Origin of the sequence: Streptomyces sp. NPDC048277 (genome assembly GCF_040652235.1) — a bacterium.
Lineage (GTDB): Bacteria > Actinomycetota > Actinomycetes > Streptomycetales > Streptomycetaceae > Streptomyces.
Map to the genome: position 1 here is coordinate 320,315 of NZ_JBEZLQ010000007.1, position 15,914 is coordinate 336,228.

The 15,914-nt window shown below is 68.2% G+C and carries 18 protein-coding genes; 13 read left to right on the plus strand and 5 right to left on the minus strand.

Annotated elements, in window-relative coordinates; genetic code table 11:
* The first annotated feature begins 18 nt into the window (after positions 1-18).
* Together AB0D85_RS18595 and AB0D85_RS18600 are read left to right on the plus strand one after the other, a co-directional pair.
* Positions 19-696, plus strand: a complete 678-nt coding sequence (locus AB0D85_RS18595) for a response regulator transcription factor (RefSeq protein ID WP_058928367.1) — start codon at positions 19-21, stop codon at positions 694-696.
* Positions 697-781: 85 nt separating this feature from the next.
* Positions 782-2,053, plus strand: coding sequence for an ATP-binding protein (locus tag AB0D85_RS18600; protein WP_362321189.1), 1,272 nt, complete (start codon positions 782-784; stop codon positions 2,051-2,053).
* 6 nt (positions 2,054-2,059) lie between these two features.
* On the opposite strand, the gene AB0D85_RS18605 is transcribed toward AB0D85_RS18600, so the two are convergent.
* Positions 2,060-2,563: a GtrA family protein gene (locus AB0D85_RS18605; protein WP_362321192.1), complete on the minus strand. Its 504-nt coding sequence runs from the start codon at positions 2,561-2,563 to the stop codon at positions 2,060-2,062.
* A gap of 219 nt (positions 2,564-2,782) precedes the next feature.
* Between AB0D85_RS18605 and AB0D85_RS18610 the strand changes: the two genes are divergently transcribed.
* From AB0D85_RS18610 to AB0D85_RS18625, 4 genes are all read left to right on the plus strand, one after another.
* Positions 2,783-3,922 (plus strand): 5-(carboxyamino)imidazole ribonucleotide synthase, encoded by a 1,140-nt coding sequence (locus tag AB0D85_RS18610; RefSeq protein ID WP_362321194.1) that lies wholly within the window; start codon positions 2,783-2,785, stop codon positions 3,920-3,922.
* Positions 3,919-4,452 (plus strand): 5-(carboxyamino)imidazole ribonucleotide mutase, encoded by a 534-nt coding sequence (gene purE, locus AB0D85_RS18615; protein WP_362321197.1) that lies wholly within the window; start codon positions 3,919-3,921, stop codon positions 4,450-4,452. The genes AB0D85_RS18610 and purE overlap by 4 nt, the downstream gene beginning before the upstream one ends.
* A 21-nt stretch (positions 4,453-4,473) precedes the next feature.
* A complete protein-coding gene (locus tag AB0D85_RS18620; RefSeq protein WP_362321200.1) occupies positions 4,474-5,661 on the plus strand; it encodes a dipeptidase in 1,188 nt (395 codons plus the stop codon).
* 147 nt (positions 5,662-5,808) lie between these two features.
* The gene (locus AB0D85_RS18625; RefSeq protein ID WP_362321203.1) at positions 5,809-6,906 is read left to right on the plus strand and encodes a dipeptidase; all 1,098 of its coding nucleotides are present in this window, start codon (positions 5,809-5,811) and stop codon (positions 6,904-6,906) included.
* Between the two features lie 30 nt (positions 6,907-6,936).
* Here AB0D85_RS18625 and AB0D85_RS18630 read toward each other — a convergent pair whose 3' ends face one another.
* Entirely contained in the window at positions 6,937-7,326 is a 390-nt protein-coding gene (locus AB0D85_RS18630) for a VOC family protein (protein ID WP_362321205.1), read from the minus strand.
* A 14-nt stretch (positions 7,327-7,340) separates the two neighbouring features.
* A complete protein-coding gene (locus AB0D85_RS18635) occupies positions 7,341-7,700 on the minus strand; it encodes a VOC family protein (protein WP_362321208.1) in 360 nt (119 codons plus the stop codon).
* Between the two features lie 114 nt (positions 7,701-7,814).
* Between AB0D85_RS18635 and AB0D85_RS18640 the strand changes: the two genes are divergently transcribed.
* Entirely contained in the window at positions 7,815-8,321 is a 507-nt protein-coding gene (locus AB0D85_RS18640; RefSeq protein WP_362321211.1) for a CGNR zinc finger domain-containing protein, read from the plus strand.
* 206 nt (positions 8,322-8,527) lie between these two features.
* On the opposite strand, the gene AB0D85_RS18645 is transcribed toward AB0D85_RS18640, so the two are convergent.
* Positions 8,528-9,871: a UDP-glucose/GDP-mannose dehydrogenase family protein gene (locus AB0D85_RS18645; protein WP_362321214.1), complete on the minus strand. Its 1,344-nt coding sequence runs from the start codon at positions 9,869-9,871 to the stop codon at positions 8,528-8,530.
* 177 nt (positions 9,872-10,048) lie between these two features.
* Between AB0D85_RS18645 and AB0D85_RS18650 the strand changes: the two genes are divergently transcribed.
* Positions 10,049-11,206, plus strand: coding sequence for an acyl-CoA dehydrogenase (locus AB0D85_RS18650; protein WP_362321217.1), 1,158 nt, complete (start codon positions 10,049-10,051; stop codon positions 11,204-11,206).
* Positions 11,207-11,405: 199 nt separating this feature from the next.
* Here AB0D85_RS18650 and AB0D85_RS18655 read toward each other — a convergent pair whose 3' ends face one another.
* Entirely contained in the window at positions 11,406-12,581 is a 1,176-nt protein-coding gene (locus tag AB0D85_RS18655; RefSeq protein WP_362321219.1) for a site-specific integrase, read from the minus strand.
* A gap of 145 nt (positions 12,582-12,726) precedes the next feature.
* On the opposite strand from AB0D85_RS18655, the gene AB0D85_RS18660 reads away from it, so the two are divergent.
* From AB0D85_RS18660 to AB0D85_RS18680, 5 genes are all read left to right on the plus strand, one after another.
* Positions 12,727-13,278 carry a hypothetical protein gene (locus tag AB0D85_RS18660; RefSeq protein WP_362321222.1) on the plus strand — a complete coding sequence of 184 codons (552 nt, stop codon included), beginning with the start codon at positions 12,727-12,729 and terminating at the stop codon, positions 13,276-13,278.
* A gap of 83 nt (positions 13,279-13,361) precedes the next feature.
* Entirely contained in the window at positions 13,362-13,514 is a 153-nt protein-coding gene (locus AB0D85_RS18665; protein ID WP_362321364.1) for a helix-turn-helix domain-containing protein, read from the plus strand.
* A 65-nt stretch (positions 13,515-13,579) separates the two neighbouring features.
* Positions 13,580-14,209 carry a hypothetical protein gene (locus tag AB0D85_RS18670; protein ID WP_362321225.1) on the plus strand — a complete coding sequence of 210 codons (630 nt, stop codon included), beginning with the start codon at positions 13,580-13,582 and terminating at the stop codon, positions 14,207-14,209.
* Between the two features lie 346 nt (positions 14,210-14,555).
* On the plus strand, positions 14,556-14,900 hold the full coding sequence (locus AB0D85_RS18675) for a hypothetical protein (protein ID WP_362321227.1): 345 nt from the start codon (positions 14,556-14,558) through the stop codon (positions 14,898-14,900).
* Between the two features lie 14 nt (positions 14,901-14,914).
* Positions 14,915-15,823, plus strand: a complete 909-nt coding sequence (locus AB0D85_RS18680; protein WP_362321230.1) for a hypothetical protein — start codon at positions 14,915-14,917, stop codon at positions 15,821-15,823.
* The last annotated feature ends 91 nt before the right edge of the window (positions 15,824-15,914 follow it).

Here is a 15,914-nt window from a genome sequence, read left to right on the forward strand (position 1 = left end):
TCGGACTACCATCACCTCATGACCCGTGTACTGCTCGCCGAGGACGACGCGTCCATCTCGGAGCCGCTGGCCCGCGCACTGCGCCGGGAAGGTTACGAGGTCGAGGTGCGCGAGGACGGACCCACCGCGCTCGACGCCGGAATGCAGGGCGGCGTCGACCTGGTGGTGCTGGACCTCGGGCTGCCCGGCATGGACGGCCTCGAGGTCGCGCGCCGGCTGCGTGCCGAGGGCCACACCGTGCCGATCCTCATCCTGACCGCGCGGGCCGACGAGGTGGACACCGTCGTCGGTCTCGACGCGGGCGCCGACGACTACGTCACCAAGCCCTTCCGTCTCGCCGAACTGCTCGCCCGGGTACGGGCCCTGCTCCGGCGCGGTGCCGCGGAGCCCGCGCAGCCGCCGGCCACGCACGGTGTGCGGATCGACGTCGAGTCGCACCGGGCGTGGATGGGCGACGAGGAACTCCAGCTCACCGCGAAGGAGTTCGACCTGCTGCGGGTGCTGGTGCGGGACGCGGGGCGGGTCGTCACGCGGGACCAGTTGATGCGCGAGGTCTGGGACACGACGTGGTGGTCGTCGACCAAGACGCTGGACATGCACATCTCGTGGCTGCGCAAGAAGCTCGGTGACGACGCGGCCAATCCTCGGTACATCGCCACTGTGCGTGGTGTCGGGTTCCGGTTCGAGAAGAGCTGAGTGGTGGGTGGTACCGCTGAGTGCGCGACCGACCGTCGTAGGTGGCTGGTCGCGCAGTTCCCCGCGCCCCTGACGGGGCGCTGACGTGCGGCGTCGGCTGATTCAGTCCACGTTGGCTGTCGTGCTCGTCGTCATCGCCGTGTTCGGCGTGTCCCTCGTCATCGTCGAGTCACGGACCATCAGCAACAGCGCCCAGGAGCGCGTCGACTCCGAAGCCCTCCGGCTCGCCAGCATCGTCGACAGCCGCATCCTCGGGGACGAGGACGTCACCGCCGAGATACTGCGCAGCCAGGTCGGCAAGGACCAGTACGCCGTCATCCGGATTCCGGGCAAGCCGCCGATGGAGCTCGGGGCGAAGCCCGAGGGTGACGTCATCCACTACACCGCCGACGGCGAGGAAGGCGAGACGGTCACCGTCCAGGAGCCGCGCTCGACCGTGACCCGGGAGGTCGGCCGTACGCTGCTGATCATCGGTGCCGTCGCGCTGCTCGCCGTGATCGCCGCCGTGCTGCTCGCCATCCGGCAGGCCAACCGGCTCGCCTCCCCGCTCACCGACCTCGCGGAGACCGCCGAGCGGCTGGGCTCCGGCGATCCGCGCCCCCGGCACAAGCGCTACGGCGTCCCCGAGCTGGACCGGGTCGCCGATGTCCTGGACTCCTCCGCCGAGCGCATCGCGCGGATGCTCACGGCCGAGCGGCGGCTGGCCGCCGACGCCTCCCACCAGCTGCGCACGCCCCTCACCGCCCTGTCCATGCGCCTTGAGGAGATCACCCTCACCGACGACCCGGACATCGTGAAGGAGGAGGCGAACGTGGCGTTGACGCAGGTGGAGCGGCTGACGGACGTGGTGGAGCGGCTGCTGACCAACTCCCGCGACCCGCGTACCGGCTCCGCCGTCTCCTTCGACCTGGACGAGGTCATCCAGCAGCAGCTCGCCGAGTGGCGGCCCGCCTATCGCAGCGCGGGCCGGGCGATTGTCAGTTCCGGCAAGCGGCATCTGCGGGCGGTGGGCACGCCGGGCGCGGTGGCGCAGGTGCTGGCCGCGCTGATCGAGAACTCGCTGATGCACGGGGGCGGCACGGTCGCCCTGCGGACCAGGGTGACCGGCAACCAGGCCGTGGTCGAGGTGACCGACGAGGGCGCCGGGGTGCCGGCGGATCTCGGCAACCGGATCTTCGAGCGGACCATCAGCGGCCGCAACTCCACCGGGATCGGGCTCGCCGTCGCCCGCGACCTCGCGGAGGCCGACGGCGGCCGTCTGGAGCTGCTCCAGGCCCAGCCGCCGGTGTTCGGTCTGTTCCTGTCCCGGACCCCGCCGGCGCACAAGCGGAACGACGACCGGCCCATGGTCCGCTGAGGCGTCCTAGCGAACCTGCTGCCGGGGCTTCTCGGTGTCGGCGGCCCGCTCCAGGAGGGCCTCCGCGTCGGCGACCGTCTCGCGCGCCGGCAGTGCCTTGAACACCCAGGTGCGGTACGACCAGAAGCGGAACAGCGTCGCCACGCCGATGCCGACGAACTTGAAGACGTTGCTCTGCAGCGGGCTGTCCCAGCCGAAGCCGTAGGTCGCCAGGTACAGCAGACCGTTCTCGATCACCAGGCCGACCGCGCTGAACAGCAGGAACAGCGTGAGTTCCTTGGTGCGGCCGTGCTTGTCACGGTCCCGGTACGTCCAGTAGCGGAAGCCGACGTAGTTGAAGACGATGGCGACGACGGTCGCTATGACGCTCGCCCGCACCACCTGCAGGCCGGTGGCATGCCGGAGCAGGTTGAAGACGCCGAGATTGACGAGAATCCCGGCTCCGCCGACGGCGCCGAACTTGGCGACCTCGCGTACGAGCCGTTGCAGCCCCGAGGAACGATGTTCCATGGTCGTGCGGGCTCCCGTCCGTAGGTTTAGGCCAACTCCGCCATGCTAACGGCCCAGTATGGCGCCCGCCTGTGGATGGCGACACAGGTCGGAAACAGCTTGGAAAGAGCACCGGAAAACCGCGGGAAAAGCGGGGCAAGAGGCGCTGAAGCGGCAGGTAAGAGCCCTGGTCGTGGGCGCGGAATCCGGCCACTGCGGCGCTGCCGATACCCTGGGGGCGTGACGTTCCCGGTAGTCGGCATGGTCGGCGGGGGTCAGCTCGCGCGTATGACGCACGAGGCGGGCATCCCGCTGGGCATCAGGTTCAAGCTCCTCAGTGACACCCCTCAGGACTCCGCGGCCCAGGTGGTGAGCGATGTCGTCATCGGCGACTACCGCGACCTGGACACGCTGCGTGAGTTCGCGCGCGGCTGTGACGTGATCACCTTCGATCACGAGCACGTGCCCACCGAGCATCTGCGGGCCCTGGAGGCGGACGGCATCCCCGTGCGCCCCGGTCCCGACGCGCTGGTGCACGCCCAGGACAAGGGCGTGATGCGGGCGAAGCTCGACGCGATCGGCATCCCGTGCCCGCGGCACCGGATCGTGGCCGACCAGGAGGACGTGGTCCGGTTCGCGGCCGAGGGCGACGGTTTCCCCGTCGTCCTGAAGACCGTCCGCGGCGGCTACGACGGCAAGGGCGTGTGGGTCGTCGAGACCGCCGAGGAGGCCACCGACCCCTTCCGGGCCGGCGTGCCCGTCCTCGCCGAGGAGAAGGTCGACTACGTCCGCGAGCTCGCCGCCAACGTCGTCCGCTCCCCGCACGGTCAGGCCGTCGCCTACCCGGTGGTCGAGTCCCGGCAGGTCGACGGCGTCTGTGACACCGTGATCGCGCCCGCGCCCGACCTGGACGAGGACCTCGCCCTGCGGGCCGAGGAGATGGCCCTGCGGATCGCCAAGGAGCTGGGGGTCGTCGGCCACCTCGCCGTCGAGCTGTTCCAGACCCGCGACGGCCGCATCCTCGTCAACGAACTGGCGATGCGCCCGCACAACTCGGGCCACTGGACCCAGGACGGCGCGATCACGAGCCAGTTCGCGAACCACGTGCGGGCGGTCCTCGACCTGCCCCTGGGCGACCCGCGCCCGCGTGCCAGGTGGACGGTCATGGTCAACGTCCTGGGCGGCGACTACCCGGACATGTACTCCGCGTACCTGCACTGCATGGCCCGCGACCCCAAACTGAAGATCCACATGTACGGCAAGGACGTGAAGCCCGGCCGCAAGGTCGGTCACGTCAACACCTACGGCGACGACCTGGACGACGTTCTCGAGCGCGCACGTCACGCTGCCGGCTACCTGAGAGGCACGATCACCGAATGAGCACCGCCGTTGGCCCCGTCGTGGGCATCGTGATGGGATCCGACTCCGACTGGCCCGTCATGGAGGCCGCCGCCAAGGCCCTCGACGAGTTCGAGATCGAGTACGAGGTCGACGTCGTCTCCGCGCACCGCATGCCGCGCGAGATGGTGACGTACGGCGAGCGGGCCGCCGAGCGCGGGCTGAAGGTGATCATCGCGGGTGCCGGGGGAGCGGCCCACCTCCCGGGCATGCTCGCCTCCGTCACCCCGCTCCCGGTCATCGGCGTCCCGGTCCCGCTGAAGTACCTCGACGGCATGGATTCCCTGCTCTCCATCGTGCAGATGCCGGCCGGCGTCCCGGTCGCCACGGTCTCGGTCGCCGGCGCCCGCAACGCGGGTCTGCTGGCCGCCCGGATCCTCGCCGCGCACGACGAGGAACTGCTGCAGAAGATGCGCGACTTCCAGCAGGAACTCAACGACCAGGCCACCGAGAAGGGCAAGCGGCTGCGCGCCAAGGTCGAAGGCTCGGACGGCTTCGGCTTCGGCAAGTAGGGCTCCGGGAAGTAACACGCAATGACCTCTCTCGACGAAGCCCGGTCCCTGCTGCGCGAGTTCCCGGTCGTCGACGGCCACAACGACCTGCCGTACGCACTGCGCGAGCAGGTCCGCTACGACCTCGACGCACGCGACATCGCCACCCACCAGAACGCACACCTGCACACCGACATCCCGCGCCTGCGCGAGGGCGGGGTCGGGGCGCAGTACTGGTCGGTGTACGTCCGCTCGGACCTGCCGGGCGCGGTCCCGGCGACCCTCGAACAGATCGACTGCGTACGGCAGCTGATCGCCCGTCACCCGGACGCCCTGCGGGCCGCGCTGACCGCCGCGGACATGGAGGCGGCGCGCGCCGAGGGCCGTATCGCCTCCCTCATGGGAGCGGAGGGCGGCCACTCGATCGACAACTCGCTGGGCACCCTGCGCGGCCTGTACGCCCTCGGCGTCCGCTACATGACGCTCACCCACAACGACAACAACGACTGGGCGGACTCGGCGACCGACGAGCCGGGCGTCGGCGGCCTGTCCGCCTTCGGCCGCGAGGTCGTGCGGGAGATGAACCGCCTGGGCATGCTGGTCGACCTCTCCCATGTGGCGGCCACGACCATGCGGGCGGCCCTCGACACGTCCACCGCCCCGGTGATCTTCTCCCACTCCTCCTCCCGGGCCGTCTGCGACCACCCCCGCAACATCCCGGACGACGTCCTCGGACGCCTCGCGGCCAACGGCGGCATGGCGATGGTGACGTTCGTACCGAAGTTCGTCCTCCAGGCGGCCGTCGACTGGACGGCGGCGGCCGACGACAACATGCGCGCCCACGGCTTCCACCACCTCGACACGACCGAGGAGGCGATGAAGGTCCACCGGGCCTTCGAGGAGACCACACCGCGCCCGATCGCGACGGCGGCCACGGTCGCCGACCACCTCGACCACATGCGCGAGGCCGCCGGCATCGACCACCTCGGCATCGGCGGCGACTACGACGGCACGGCCTTCACCCCCGACGGCCTGAACGACGTCTCCGGCTACCCCAACCTCATCGCCGAACTCCTCGACCGCGGCTGGTCCAGGCCCGACCTGGCCAAGCTCACCTGGCAGAACGCGGTACGGGTGCTGGGCGCGGCGGAGGACGTGGCCCGCGACCTCCAGGGGACGCGGGGGCCCTCCAACGCCACGATCGAGTCGCTGGACGGCGACGGGGACTGATCGGCAGGGAGGCCGGGAGAGACGAGCGGGGCGTTCGGGGGACGTACCCCCGAACGCCCCGTCCACCAGGAACCCTCCCGGGCGGGCGTGCGACGGTGGGCTACAGCCCCTTCACGACGTAGCTCACGACGACGTACGGAGCCCGCCATGGCCGACCTCCAGGACCACATCCCGACCACGACCGAGGTCGGCGAGGTGGACTGCCTTCCGGACGACCCGTTCCCGGCGGAGTCCGGCACCGAGAGCCTGGAGCGTGCCCGTGCCCTGCTGACCGCGCATCCGGTCGCGGACGGCTACAGCGGGCTGCCCCGGGCGCTGGAACCGCTGCCCTGGTACGACCTGGAACTGGGCGAGACAGCCGTGGACACGGACGTGCCCCGGCTGCGCGAGGGGCATGTGGGCGCGCTGTTCTGGTCGCTGCATCTCCCGCGGGAGGCGCAGGCGGACCGGGCCGTGGGCGCCACGCTGGAGCAGCTGGACCTGGCCCGCCGGGTGGTCGAGGCACATCCGGAGGGGCTGCGGCTGGTACGCACCGCCGGACAGGTCATCGACGCCCGCCACTGTGGCCGGGTGGCCGTCGTGCTCGGCCCCGCCTCCGCCGCCGCCCTCGACGACTCCCTCGGCATCCTGCGCGTCCTGCACTCCCTCGGGCTGCGCGTGCTCAGCCTCGCCGGTGCCGCCTGGGCGGGGGAGGAGGGGCTGACCCGGTTCGGCGAGGAGGTGGTCCGCGAGATGAACCGGCTCGGCGTGCTCGCCGACCTGACCGGCGCCCCGGAGGCCACCCTGGCCCGGGTGCTCGCCCTCTCCAAGACGCCGGTCCTGTGCACCCGCTCCGCCGCCGCGGCCGTACGCAGCCACCCCGCCAACCTCTCCGACGAACTGCTCGCCCGGCTCGGCGAGCACAAGGGCCTGTGCATGGTGCCGCTGATCGCCGAGCAGACCGGGGCGACCGCCCGGGACGTCGCCGCCCACCTCGACCACGTCCGTACGGTCGCGGGACCCGAGTGCGTCGCCCTGTCCGGCACCTACGACTCCGGCGCCGCCCACCCCCGCGACCTCGCCGACACCTCCCGCTACCCCCATCTGATCGCCGAACTGCTCCGGCGCGGCTGGTCGGAGACCGAACTGTCCCTGCTGACCTGGGGAAACGTCCAGCGGGTGCTGCGCAGCGCCGACTTCACCGCCCGCGCGACCCAGCGCCGCAGAGAACCGACCCCACCCCGCCCGGCCGACGCGGAGGCCTGACCGGCCGAGGTTCGGTCGGTCAGGGCCCGGTCAGTCGATCCGGCAGAGGCAGAAGGGGTGCCCGGCCGGGTCGGCGAACACCCGGAAGTCCTCCGCCACCGGGTCCTCCTCCCGCCGCAGCAGCCGCGCCCCCAGCGCCAGCACCTTCTTCTCCGCCGCGTCGACGTCCTCCCACGTCGGGCCCGCGTCGAAGTCGAGATGGAACTGCTGCGAGCCGTGGTCGGCCCGCGGCCACTCGGGCGGCGTGTACCCCTCCGCCAGCTGGAAGCCCAGCCGCAGCCCGTCCGGCAGCCTCAGTACGACCCAGTCGTCCTCCTCGGCCACCAGGTCGCCGCCGACGACGGCCGCGTAGAAGGCGGCCAGCGCGTGCGGGTCGGGACAGTCGATCACTACGTTGCGCAAGCGGGCGACGGACGCCATGAGTCCTCCCTCTCTCAGCCGGCGCAGAGACAGAACGGGTGCCCCGCCGGGTCGGCGTACACACGGAAGCCGCGCGCCCGGTCCGCCGTGTCCAGCGGCTTCGCGCCCAGCTCCAGCACCCCCTTCTCGGCCACGTCCAGATCCTCCACCACCAGGTCCAGATGGAACTGCTGCGAGTCGTCCGGCGCGGGCCATGCCGGCGCCACGAAACCGGGCGCCCGCTGGAACGCCAGCGCCTGCCCGCCGGGCACGTCCAGATCCACCCAGTCACCGTCCCCCTCGACGCTGCCGCCCAGCACCCCGGCGTAGAAACCGGCGAGCGCGGACGGGTCGGGACAGTCCAGGACGACGACACCGAGCTTGGCGAGAGCCATGACTTCCTCCTCGAAGCCGGAGTTACCCTCAAAGGCGGGTAACCAGTAACCGTTACCGCATGGTCCCGTGCCGGAGGTAACGTCGCAACCGAATTCGGGAGGTAACTTGCAGGGATGAGTGAGAGATCGCCCGCGCCGGGCGGCCTGGCCCTGGTCGAGGCCCTGGTGAACACGCTGGACCTCGAATCGGGCGCCGACACGCTCGACACGGCGGACGGCAGGGCGCGCCTCGGCATCACGGAGGCCGGGCTCCCGCCCGCCAGGGACCTGCGCGAGTCCCTGCGCGCCGCGCTCCTCGCCCACGCAGGCCACCCGCCGCACCGCGAGGTGACCCCGCTGGGCGAGCTGCTGGCCGACGCCCCTCTCCTCGTCACCGTCGACCCGGCCGACGGCTCGGCGGCCCTGGCCCCCGCCGACCCCGCCCCCCTGCTCTCCCGGATCGCCGCGGCCGTCGCCGCCGCCCTGGTCGAGGGCACCTGGACGCGCCTCAAGGCCTGCGAGTCCGACACCTGCCACTGGGCGTACTACGACCGCAGCCCGGCGGGACGCGGCCGCTGGTGCTCGATGCAGGTGTGCGGGGCCCGCGCGAAGATGCGCCGTTACCGTTCCAAGGACCGGTAACACACAGACAGTTCACCGACCACGCCTGTGCCGCGTGGTGCAGAATGCAACAAGACACCGGTTCGGCCGACTGAGCCTCGGCCGAACCGGTGTCGTCCGGTTCTATAAAGCGCCCCGCACTGGAGCGCCCCGTCAGGGGCGCGGGGCTGTATTGAATATGCGGCTACCGCCGCGTGGGCGCGCTCAGCCCCCACCCACCCGCAGACTTACGCGGTCGGACGCCCCATGGCGCGATAGGTCCATCCAGCGCGTCGCCAGATCTCGGGCTCCAGCGCATTACGCCCGTCGAGGATCACCTTCTCCGCGGCCACCTCTCCCAGCGCCGCCGGATCCAGCTCCCGGAACTCCCGCCACTCCGTCAGATGCAGCACCACATCAGCGCCCCGCACACACTTCTCGGCGCTGACGGCGTAGCCGAGCGTCGGGAACAACCGCCGGGCGTTGTCCATCCCCTTCGGGTCGTACACCGTCACCTGCCCGCCCTGCAGATGGATCTGCCCCGCCACGTTCAGCGCAGGCGAGTCCCGCACGTCGTCGGAGTCCGGCTTGAACGTCGCGCCGAGCACCGCGACCCGCTTCCCGAGGAACGACCCCCCGCCCAGCGCCTCCCGGGCCATCTCGACCATCTGCCCCCGGCGCCGCATGTTGATGGAGTCGATCTCGCGCAGGAAGGTCAGCGCCTGGTCGGCGCCGAGCTCGCCGGCCCGTGCCATGAACGCCCGGATGTCCTTCGGCAGGCAGCCGCCGCCGAAGCCGATCCCGGCGCGCAGGAACTTCTTCCCGATCCGGTCGTCGTACCCGATCGCCTCCGCCAGCTTGACCACGTCACCGCCCGCGGCCTCGCACACCTCCGCCATCGCGTTGATGAACGAGATCTTCGTGGCGAGGAAGGAGTTCGCCGAGGTCTTCACCAGCTCGGCCGTCGGGAAGTCGGTCACCACGAACGGCGTGCCCTCGCCCAACGGCGTCGCGTACACCTCGCGCAGCAGCTTCTCGGCGCGCTCGCTGCGCACGCCGACCACGAGCCGGTCGGGGTGCAGGGTGTCCTGGACGGCGAGGCCCTCGCGCAGGAACTCCGGGTTCCAGGCCAGCTCGGCATCGGCCCCGGCGGGCGCGTTCTCCGCGAGGTACGCGGCCAGCCGCTCCGCCGAGCCGACCGGCACCGTCGACTTGCCGACGACCAGCGCGGGCCTGGTGAGATGCGGGGCCAGCGACGCGATCGCGGAGTCGACGTACGACATGTCGCACGCGTACTCCCCGTGTTTCTGCGGGGTGTTCACACAGACGAAGTGGACGTCGCCGAACGCGCCGACCTCGGCCCAGTCGGTGGTGAAGCGCAGCCGCCCGCTGGAGCCCTCGAAGCCGGCCACGTGCCTGCGCAGCAACTCGTCGAGCCCCGGCTCGTACATCGGGGTCTCGCCGCGCTCCAGCATCGCGATCTTCTCGGGCACGACATCGAGACCGAGCACCTCGAAGCCCAGCTCGGCCATGGCCGCGGCATGGGTGGCGCCGAGATAGCCGGTGCCGATCACGGTGATCTTGAGGCTCATGGATGCTCCAGCTCGGGGACGTGGGTGCGGGCTGCGGCCCGAGCATAACCGGGCCGTGTTCCGGGCAACTTTCCCGCTGTCGCCAAGCTCACGTGACCTATCCGTGGGCCGCGCTCTAAACTTTGAGTTACTTAACAGTAATTAGCGTCAGCACCACTGCGTCTGGAGTGAGAGACCTTGGCCGGATCGGCTGACTTCGACCTGTACCGCCCGTCCGAGGAGCACGACATGCTCCGTGACGTCGTCCGCGCGCTGGTCGAGGCGAAGATCGCCCCGTACGCCGCCGCGGTGGACGAGGAGGCCCGCTTCCCACAGGAGGCGCTCGACGCCCTGGTCGCCAACGACCTGCACGCGGTGCACGTGCCCGAGGAGTACGGCGGGGCCGGGGCCGACGCGCTCGCCACGGTCATCGTGATCGAGGAGGTCGCCCGCGCCTGTGTCTCCTCCTCCCTCATCCCGGCCGTGAACAAGCTGGGTTCGCTGCCGGTGATCCTCTCCGGTTCCGAGGACCTGAAGAAGAAGTACCTCGCGCCGCTGGCCAAGGGCGACGCGATGTTCTCGTACTGCCTCTCCGAGCCGGAGGCGGGCTCGGATGCGGGCGGCATGACGACGAAGGCGGTCCGCGACGGCGACCACTACGTCCTCAACGGCGTGAAGCGCTGGATCACCAACGCGGGCGTCTCCGACTACTACACGGTCATGGCGGTCACCGACCCGGCCAAGCGCACCAAGGGGATCTCCGCGTTCGTCGTCGAGAAGGCCGACGAGGGCGTCTCCTTCGGCGCCCCGGAGAAGAAGCTCGGCATCAAGGGCTCGCCGACCCGCGAGGTCTACCTCGACAACGTCCGCATCCCCGCCGACCGCATGATCGGCGACGAGGGCACCGGCTTCGCCACCGCGATGAAGACCCTGGACCACACCCGGATCACCATTGCCGCCCAGGCCCTCGGTGTCGCCCAGGGCGCCCTCGACTACGCCAAGGGCTACGTCCAGGAGCGCAAGCAGTTCGGCAAGCCGATCGGCGACTTCCAGGGCATCCAGTTCATGCTCGCCGACATGGCCATGAAGATCGCCGCCGCCCGCGCCCTCACCTACCAGGCCGCGGCCGCCTCCGAGCGCGGCGACGCCGACCTCACCTTCCAGGGCGCGGCGGCCAAGTGCTTCGCCTCCGACGTGGCGATGGAGGTCACCACGGACGCCGTCCAGCTGCTCGGCGGCTACGGCTACACCCGTGACTACCCGGTCGAACGCATGATGCGCGACGCGAAGATCACCCAGATTTATGAGGGCACGAACCAAGTTCAGCGGATCGTGATGGCAAGGAACCTTCCCTAGCAGGGTTTTTGCAGGTCAGGAGCTGTTTCGACGGTCCGGAGGGGCACCCTCGGGTTTCCGTCCGTTGCGGCCCGATCAGGGCCGTTCCTGGGCGTCATGCTGGGGGAATCCTGGGCAGACGTCGGGCTGAAAACGGCCACTGACCTGCACAAACAACACAGCCCCCGGCGTGACGCCGGGGGCTGTTGTCGTACGCGGATCAGGCGACCTCTGACGCCTCCGTCGGGTCGTCGGCGCCGGGCGTCAGCATCGTTGCCATGGCGGCCCGGCCACGCTGCTCGGCTCCTTCGAAGATGTAGTGGTAGTGCTCCCTCAGCACGTCCGTACTGCTGTGGCCCATCCAGTCGGCCACGTCGTTCTTAGGGACTCCGGCGTACAGCAGCCGCGACCCGTAGTAGTGCCGGAGCGAGTGCGCCTTGCAGTACTTCACCTGTCCCTTGCTCAGGGCCTCCATCCAGATCTTCGGGTAGAAGTACGACGCGTAGAGGTAGCCAGTCCGCGTCACGTTGGGGAAGAGAAGCCGCTCTGGCCCCCAAACGCCGTGGTTCCTGATGTGCCGCCGCAACTCGAATGCGACGTTCGGCGGGAGGGGGACGGAACGCCCTGGCTCGCCTTCGTCACGAGCCTTGATGTGCCGACGCTGGATCGCGCTGTTCTTCCCCGACTCGGTGTCTCCGTCCTCCGCAATCTGGAAGTCGACGCGAAGCGTTTCGGCCTTGAAGTCGATCTGATCGCGGGACACAGCCATGGCCTCGCCCAGCCGCAGACCGCACCCAGCCATGAGCCACAGCATCGCGCGGTATCGCGGAGGAGCGGCATCCAACATCGCCAGAACTTCCCGCGTCGTGAGCCGCCTTGCGGTGCTCTTCTGCTCCCGGATCTCCTTGGCGCGGCTCCCTGCGCCCTTGACCCTCTTGCACGGGTTCCGGCCGATGATCTCGTTGGCAACGGCCCAGTCCATCATCCCGGAGAAGAACGAGAACCGCTGACGCCGTGTGCGGGCGGACAGCTTGCGGTCCTGCTCCATCCACAAGAGCCACTGCTCAACATCTGCGACTTTCAGGGACACGATGGAACGGGCCTTGAAGAACGGCTCAAGGGTCGTTCTCTGGATGGACCGGTATTGCTTCTTGGTGCTGTTTTCCAGCTTCCTTTGATTCGTCCACTGCTCCCATACGGCCGTCACAGGCTGCTTGCCCAACCGGTCGTCCAGGTAGGTCCCAGCGTCCAGTTCCTGTTCCTTGCGCTTGCGGTGGTCGTCAGCTCGCGCCTTGGTACCGAAGGTCTTCTGACGCTGCTTGCCGTCGGGGTCGTACCAAAACGTCGTCCACTTCTTCGGGTCGTCCGTCGATCGTGCGACCCAGGCCCTTGCCACTGAGGCAGCCCCCCCACTTGCTGTTGCCGACCTGCGGGACCATCCCGCCGTCGCGCCGGTCAACCACCGGCATCTCAAGTCTGCTCACGGCCCACCCTAGGTTGTCAACACGGGGTGGCACACCCTGTGTGGTACCTTCGGAATCATGGAAGCGAATGAGAGCGGGTTCGAGATCACCCAAGGGCAAGGGGCCTGGGTGATCCGAATGTGGTGGCCGACTGGACCGATCACCGGGGGGCCGCAGCGGATCACGGTTGAGGCGGCAGAAGGCGCCGCAACTCGGGACGTGGCGCGCGGGATCTCCACGACCGTGCTGCGCAGGCTCGACCTGGCGGCGGCCATGAAGCTGGCGGAGACGGCACCTGAACTGCAACAGGGCATGGAGGAGGTGACAGCGAAGGTCGAGCAAGCGGGAGCGTCGGCGGGCCTACTGCTAGCCAATGAGGGTGTGTCAGAGCCCTACTTGGCCATGTTGGCCGTGACCTACAAGACCATGGCCGACTTGGGCGCTCCGGCGCCTGTTCCGTGGCTGGCGCGGCTCATCGGCCGCCGCCCCGAGACGGTGAAGGACCATCTCAAGCGCGCGAGGCGAGAGGGATATCTGACCACAGTTGCGGGCAAAGCTGGCGGTGAGCTGACAGAGAAAGCCACGAAGGCGCTGGCGGCCTTCACTGAATCTGATGACGGTCAGAACTGAATTCGCCACTACGGAAAGTGCACACAACTACCCCCCAGGGAACTGGGGGTTTTTCTTTTAGGGGATCAATGCGCGCAAAGCTGATGACGGTAGACGATGTGGCCGACTACCTGAACAAGCCCCGGTCGTGGATATACGGAAACTGGAAGGCCGAGCAGATTCCTTTTCGAAAGGTCGGCCAGTCGCTCCGGTGCCGACCGGCTGAATTGGAAAAGTGGCTGGACGACCAGAACTGAAGAACTGAGACAAGCGTCCGCGCCCCCGAGGTAATTCGGGGGTTTTTATTTGCTGAGAGGACTTCATGACTCGGACCATCCCGCCTCCGGATGAACCCGGACAGGTCGAACTGGAACAGTGTGCGGATGCACTGTTGGAAGCGGCGGGAGACGAGGCCCGGGAGACATGGCCGGGCCTCTGGCCGGAGCGAGAGGAGTCGGAGTTCGAGCGAATAGCAGCGGCGCACACTGGGATGGTTCCTTTGAGTTGGGTCCCCATCGTGGCGGCACTTCCTGCCTTCGATCCGGAGTTGGCTCATCGCGACTTGCAATCCCTCATGAGGGAACGCCCCGGCGCAGAGGAACCCGACCACTACGGCGAATTGCTCGCCCTGCTTTCTGAAGCAGAGGAAGCGGGGGAAAAGCACGGTTCCGGCTTCATGGTGGAGCGTCGGAACTATCCACCGGATTCATGCCAGTGGTCCGGATGCCGTGAGCCTCTGTACGCCTCGCAGGCGCCACGGAAGCCCGGGCGCCCCCGTAAGCGCTGCCAGGAACACCAGAAGGCAGCCAAGGCCCGCACACGGCGATTGCGGTATGCCGGAATCCAAGTGGGGCGGAACAGGAACCTCGTGTACGACTTCGACGGCCTTAAGGAACAGGACCTCTCTGGCTACCGCGAGTTGTGGGGCCGGATCAACACCACAGGGACGTGACAGACGTGGGGTCGTTTCAAGGCGACCCCCGCTGTGTCGCATTAATTCAGAACGGTGGAGGGTCATACCTCTGGGGCCATGCACACTCGGCGGTGTGCCTCTGGCACGGTCTAGCGGCCGGGCAGTTCCTAAGTCGTTATGAGGCTCTGCGGACACCTCCCTGTGAGAGGGGCAGCGTAGAGAAACACTCCTCCCCTTGCTTCCTGCTTGCATCGTTCAAAGTGGGGGGTAAGGGGGGCAGTGTCTTCTCTTACGTTGTCCTCTTGTGAGGTATAGGGCCGCTCTTAGGCGGCCCTTCTCTCCACTTCTTCCTTTCACGTTAATTAGTTCTCTAGGAGGTGCCGCCATGAGCGACACGGAACAGATTTCCGAGGCCACGCCGGCCGATCCCTCCCATTCTGTTCGGGCTGAGGTCGAGCGGGAGTATGCGGCGAAGTTGGCGCGGGCGGAACTTAAGGGCCATGCCGCCCAGGCTGGAATCAATCTCCCCGATGGTTTCGCCGATTACCTAGATGCCTCAAAATTGCTAAGCGAAGACGGCAAGCCATCGGCTGAAGCCATGGATAAGGCCCTGGCGCCTTTCAAGCCCAAGGACCCGACGTTTCCCCAACTTGTCGGGGCCGGGCACAATCGCGACGGCAGCCCGATTCTGGAGCGTCGCCGTGTTTCTCTCGACGTTCGTAAGCGATAACTAGGAGTACTCATATGACCCTTGGCTACCAGAACCCCGGCTCCACCACTTTTATCCCTGAGATTTGGGATGCTGACCTACTCGCCCAGTTTGACCCTCTACTGGTCTGGGCCTCTCCGATTTGCAGCAACAACAAGTATGAAGGGGAGATCCGGCAGAAGGGTGATGTCGTCCACATCAATAGCCTTCTTCGGCCGACTGTAGGTGATTACACGATCGCTGACGGCATGACTGCCCAGCGGCCGGAAACCGTGGACCAGGCGCTGACGATTACTGAGGCGAAGTACCTTCAGGTTCTCATCGAAGATGCAGAACGGGTGCAGTTGGCTGGGGGCCTTGGCTCGCCGATCAATCAGCAGATGATTCGAGCGCTGGCCCGCGAGGCTGACACCTTCATGGGCAACATCATCGCGACCGGAGCGACGGCGCTTCCGGCCATCGTGCCGACCGCTGGCAACATCCCCCAGAGCCTTTACAGCGCGACCCTGGACATGATGCTTGCCTTGGACGACAACGACATTCCGGCAGGCCGCTACGTGGTCGTTTCGCCGAAGGTGAAGCGGTATCTCATCGAACACCCCTCGGTCGCTAACGCTGCCGCGTACGGCGAAGGCGGTGTCACTGCCAATGGTGTAGTTGCTCGGCTTGCCGGGTTCACCATTCTGACAACTACGGCCATGCCTGTCGGTGTGGACATCGTGGCGGGTCACTCTGAATTCGCCACTTACGCAAGCCAGTTCACGGGATTCCGTGAGGGACAGTCTGAGAAGTACCGGGCCGACTACATCGACACCCTGCACCTGTACGGCGGGAAGATCGTGCGGTATCCGGAACTGGACACCAAGAAGACAGACAACACCTTTGACGAGTCCAAGCCGACCAAGGGAATCGTCAAGGAGGCTGTCACCTGGCCCACTTCCTGATCATTCATTTGTTCGGGCCTCTGCTGACCAGTGGGGGCCCGTTCTTCTCACTGTCCGTCGACCAGAAGCCTCCGCCGGCCGTCGACGGCGC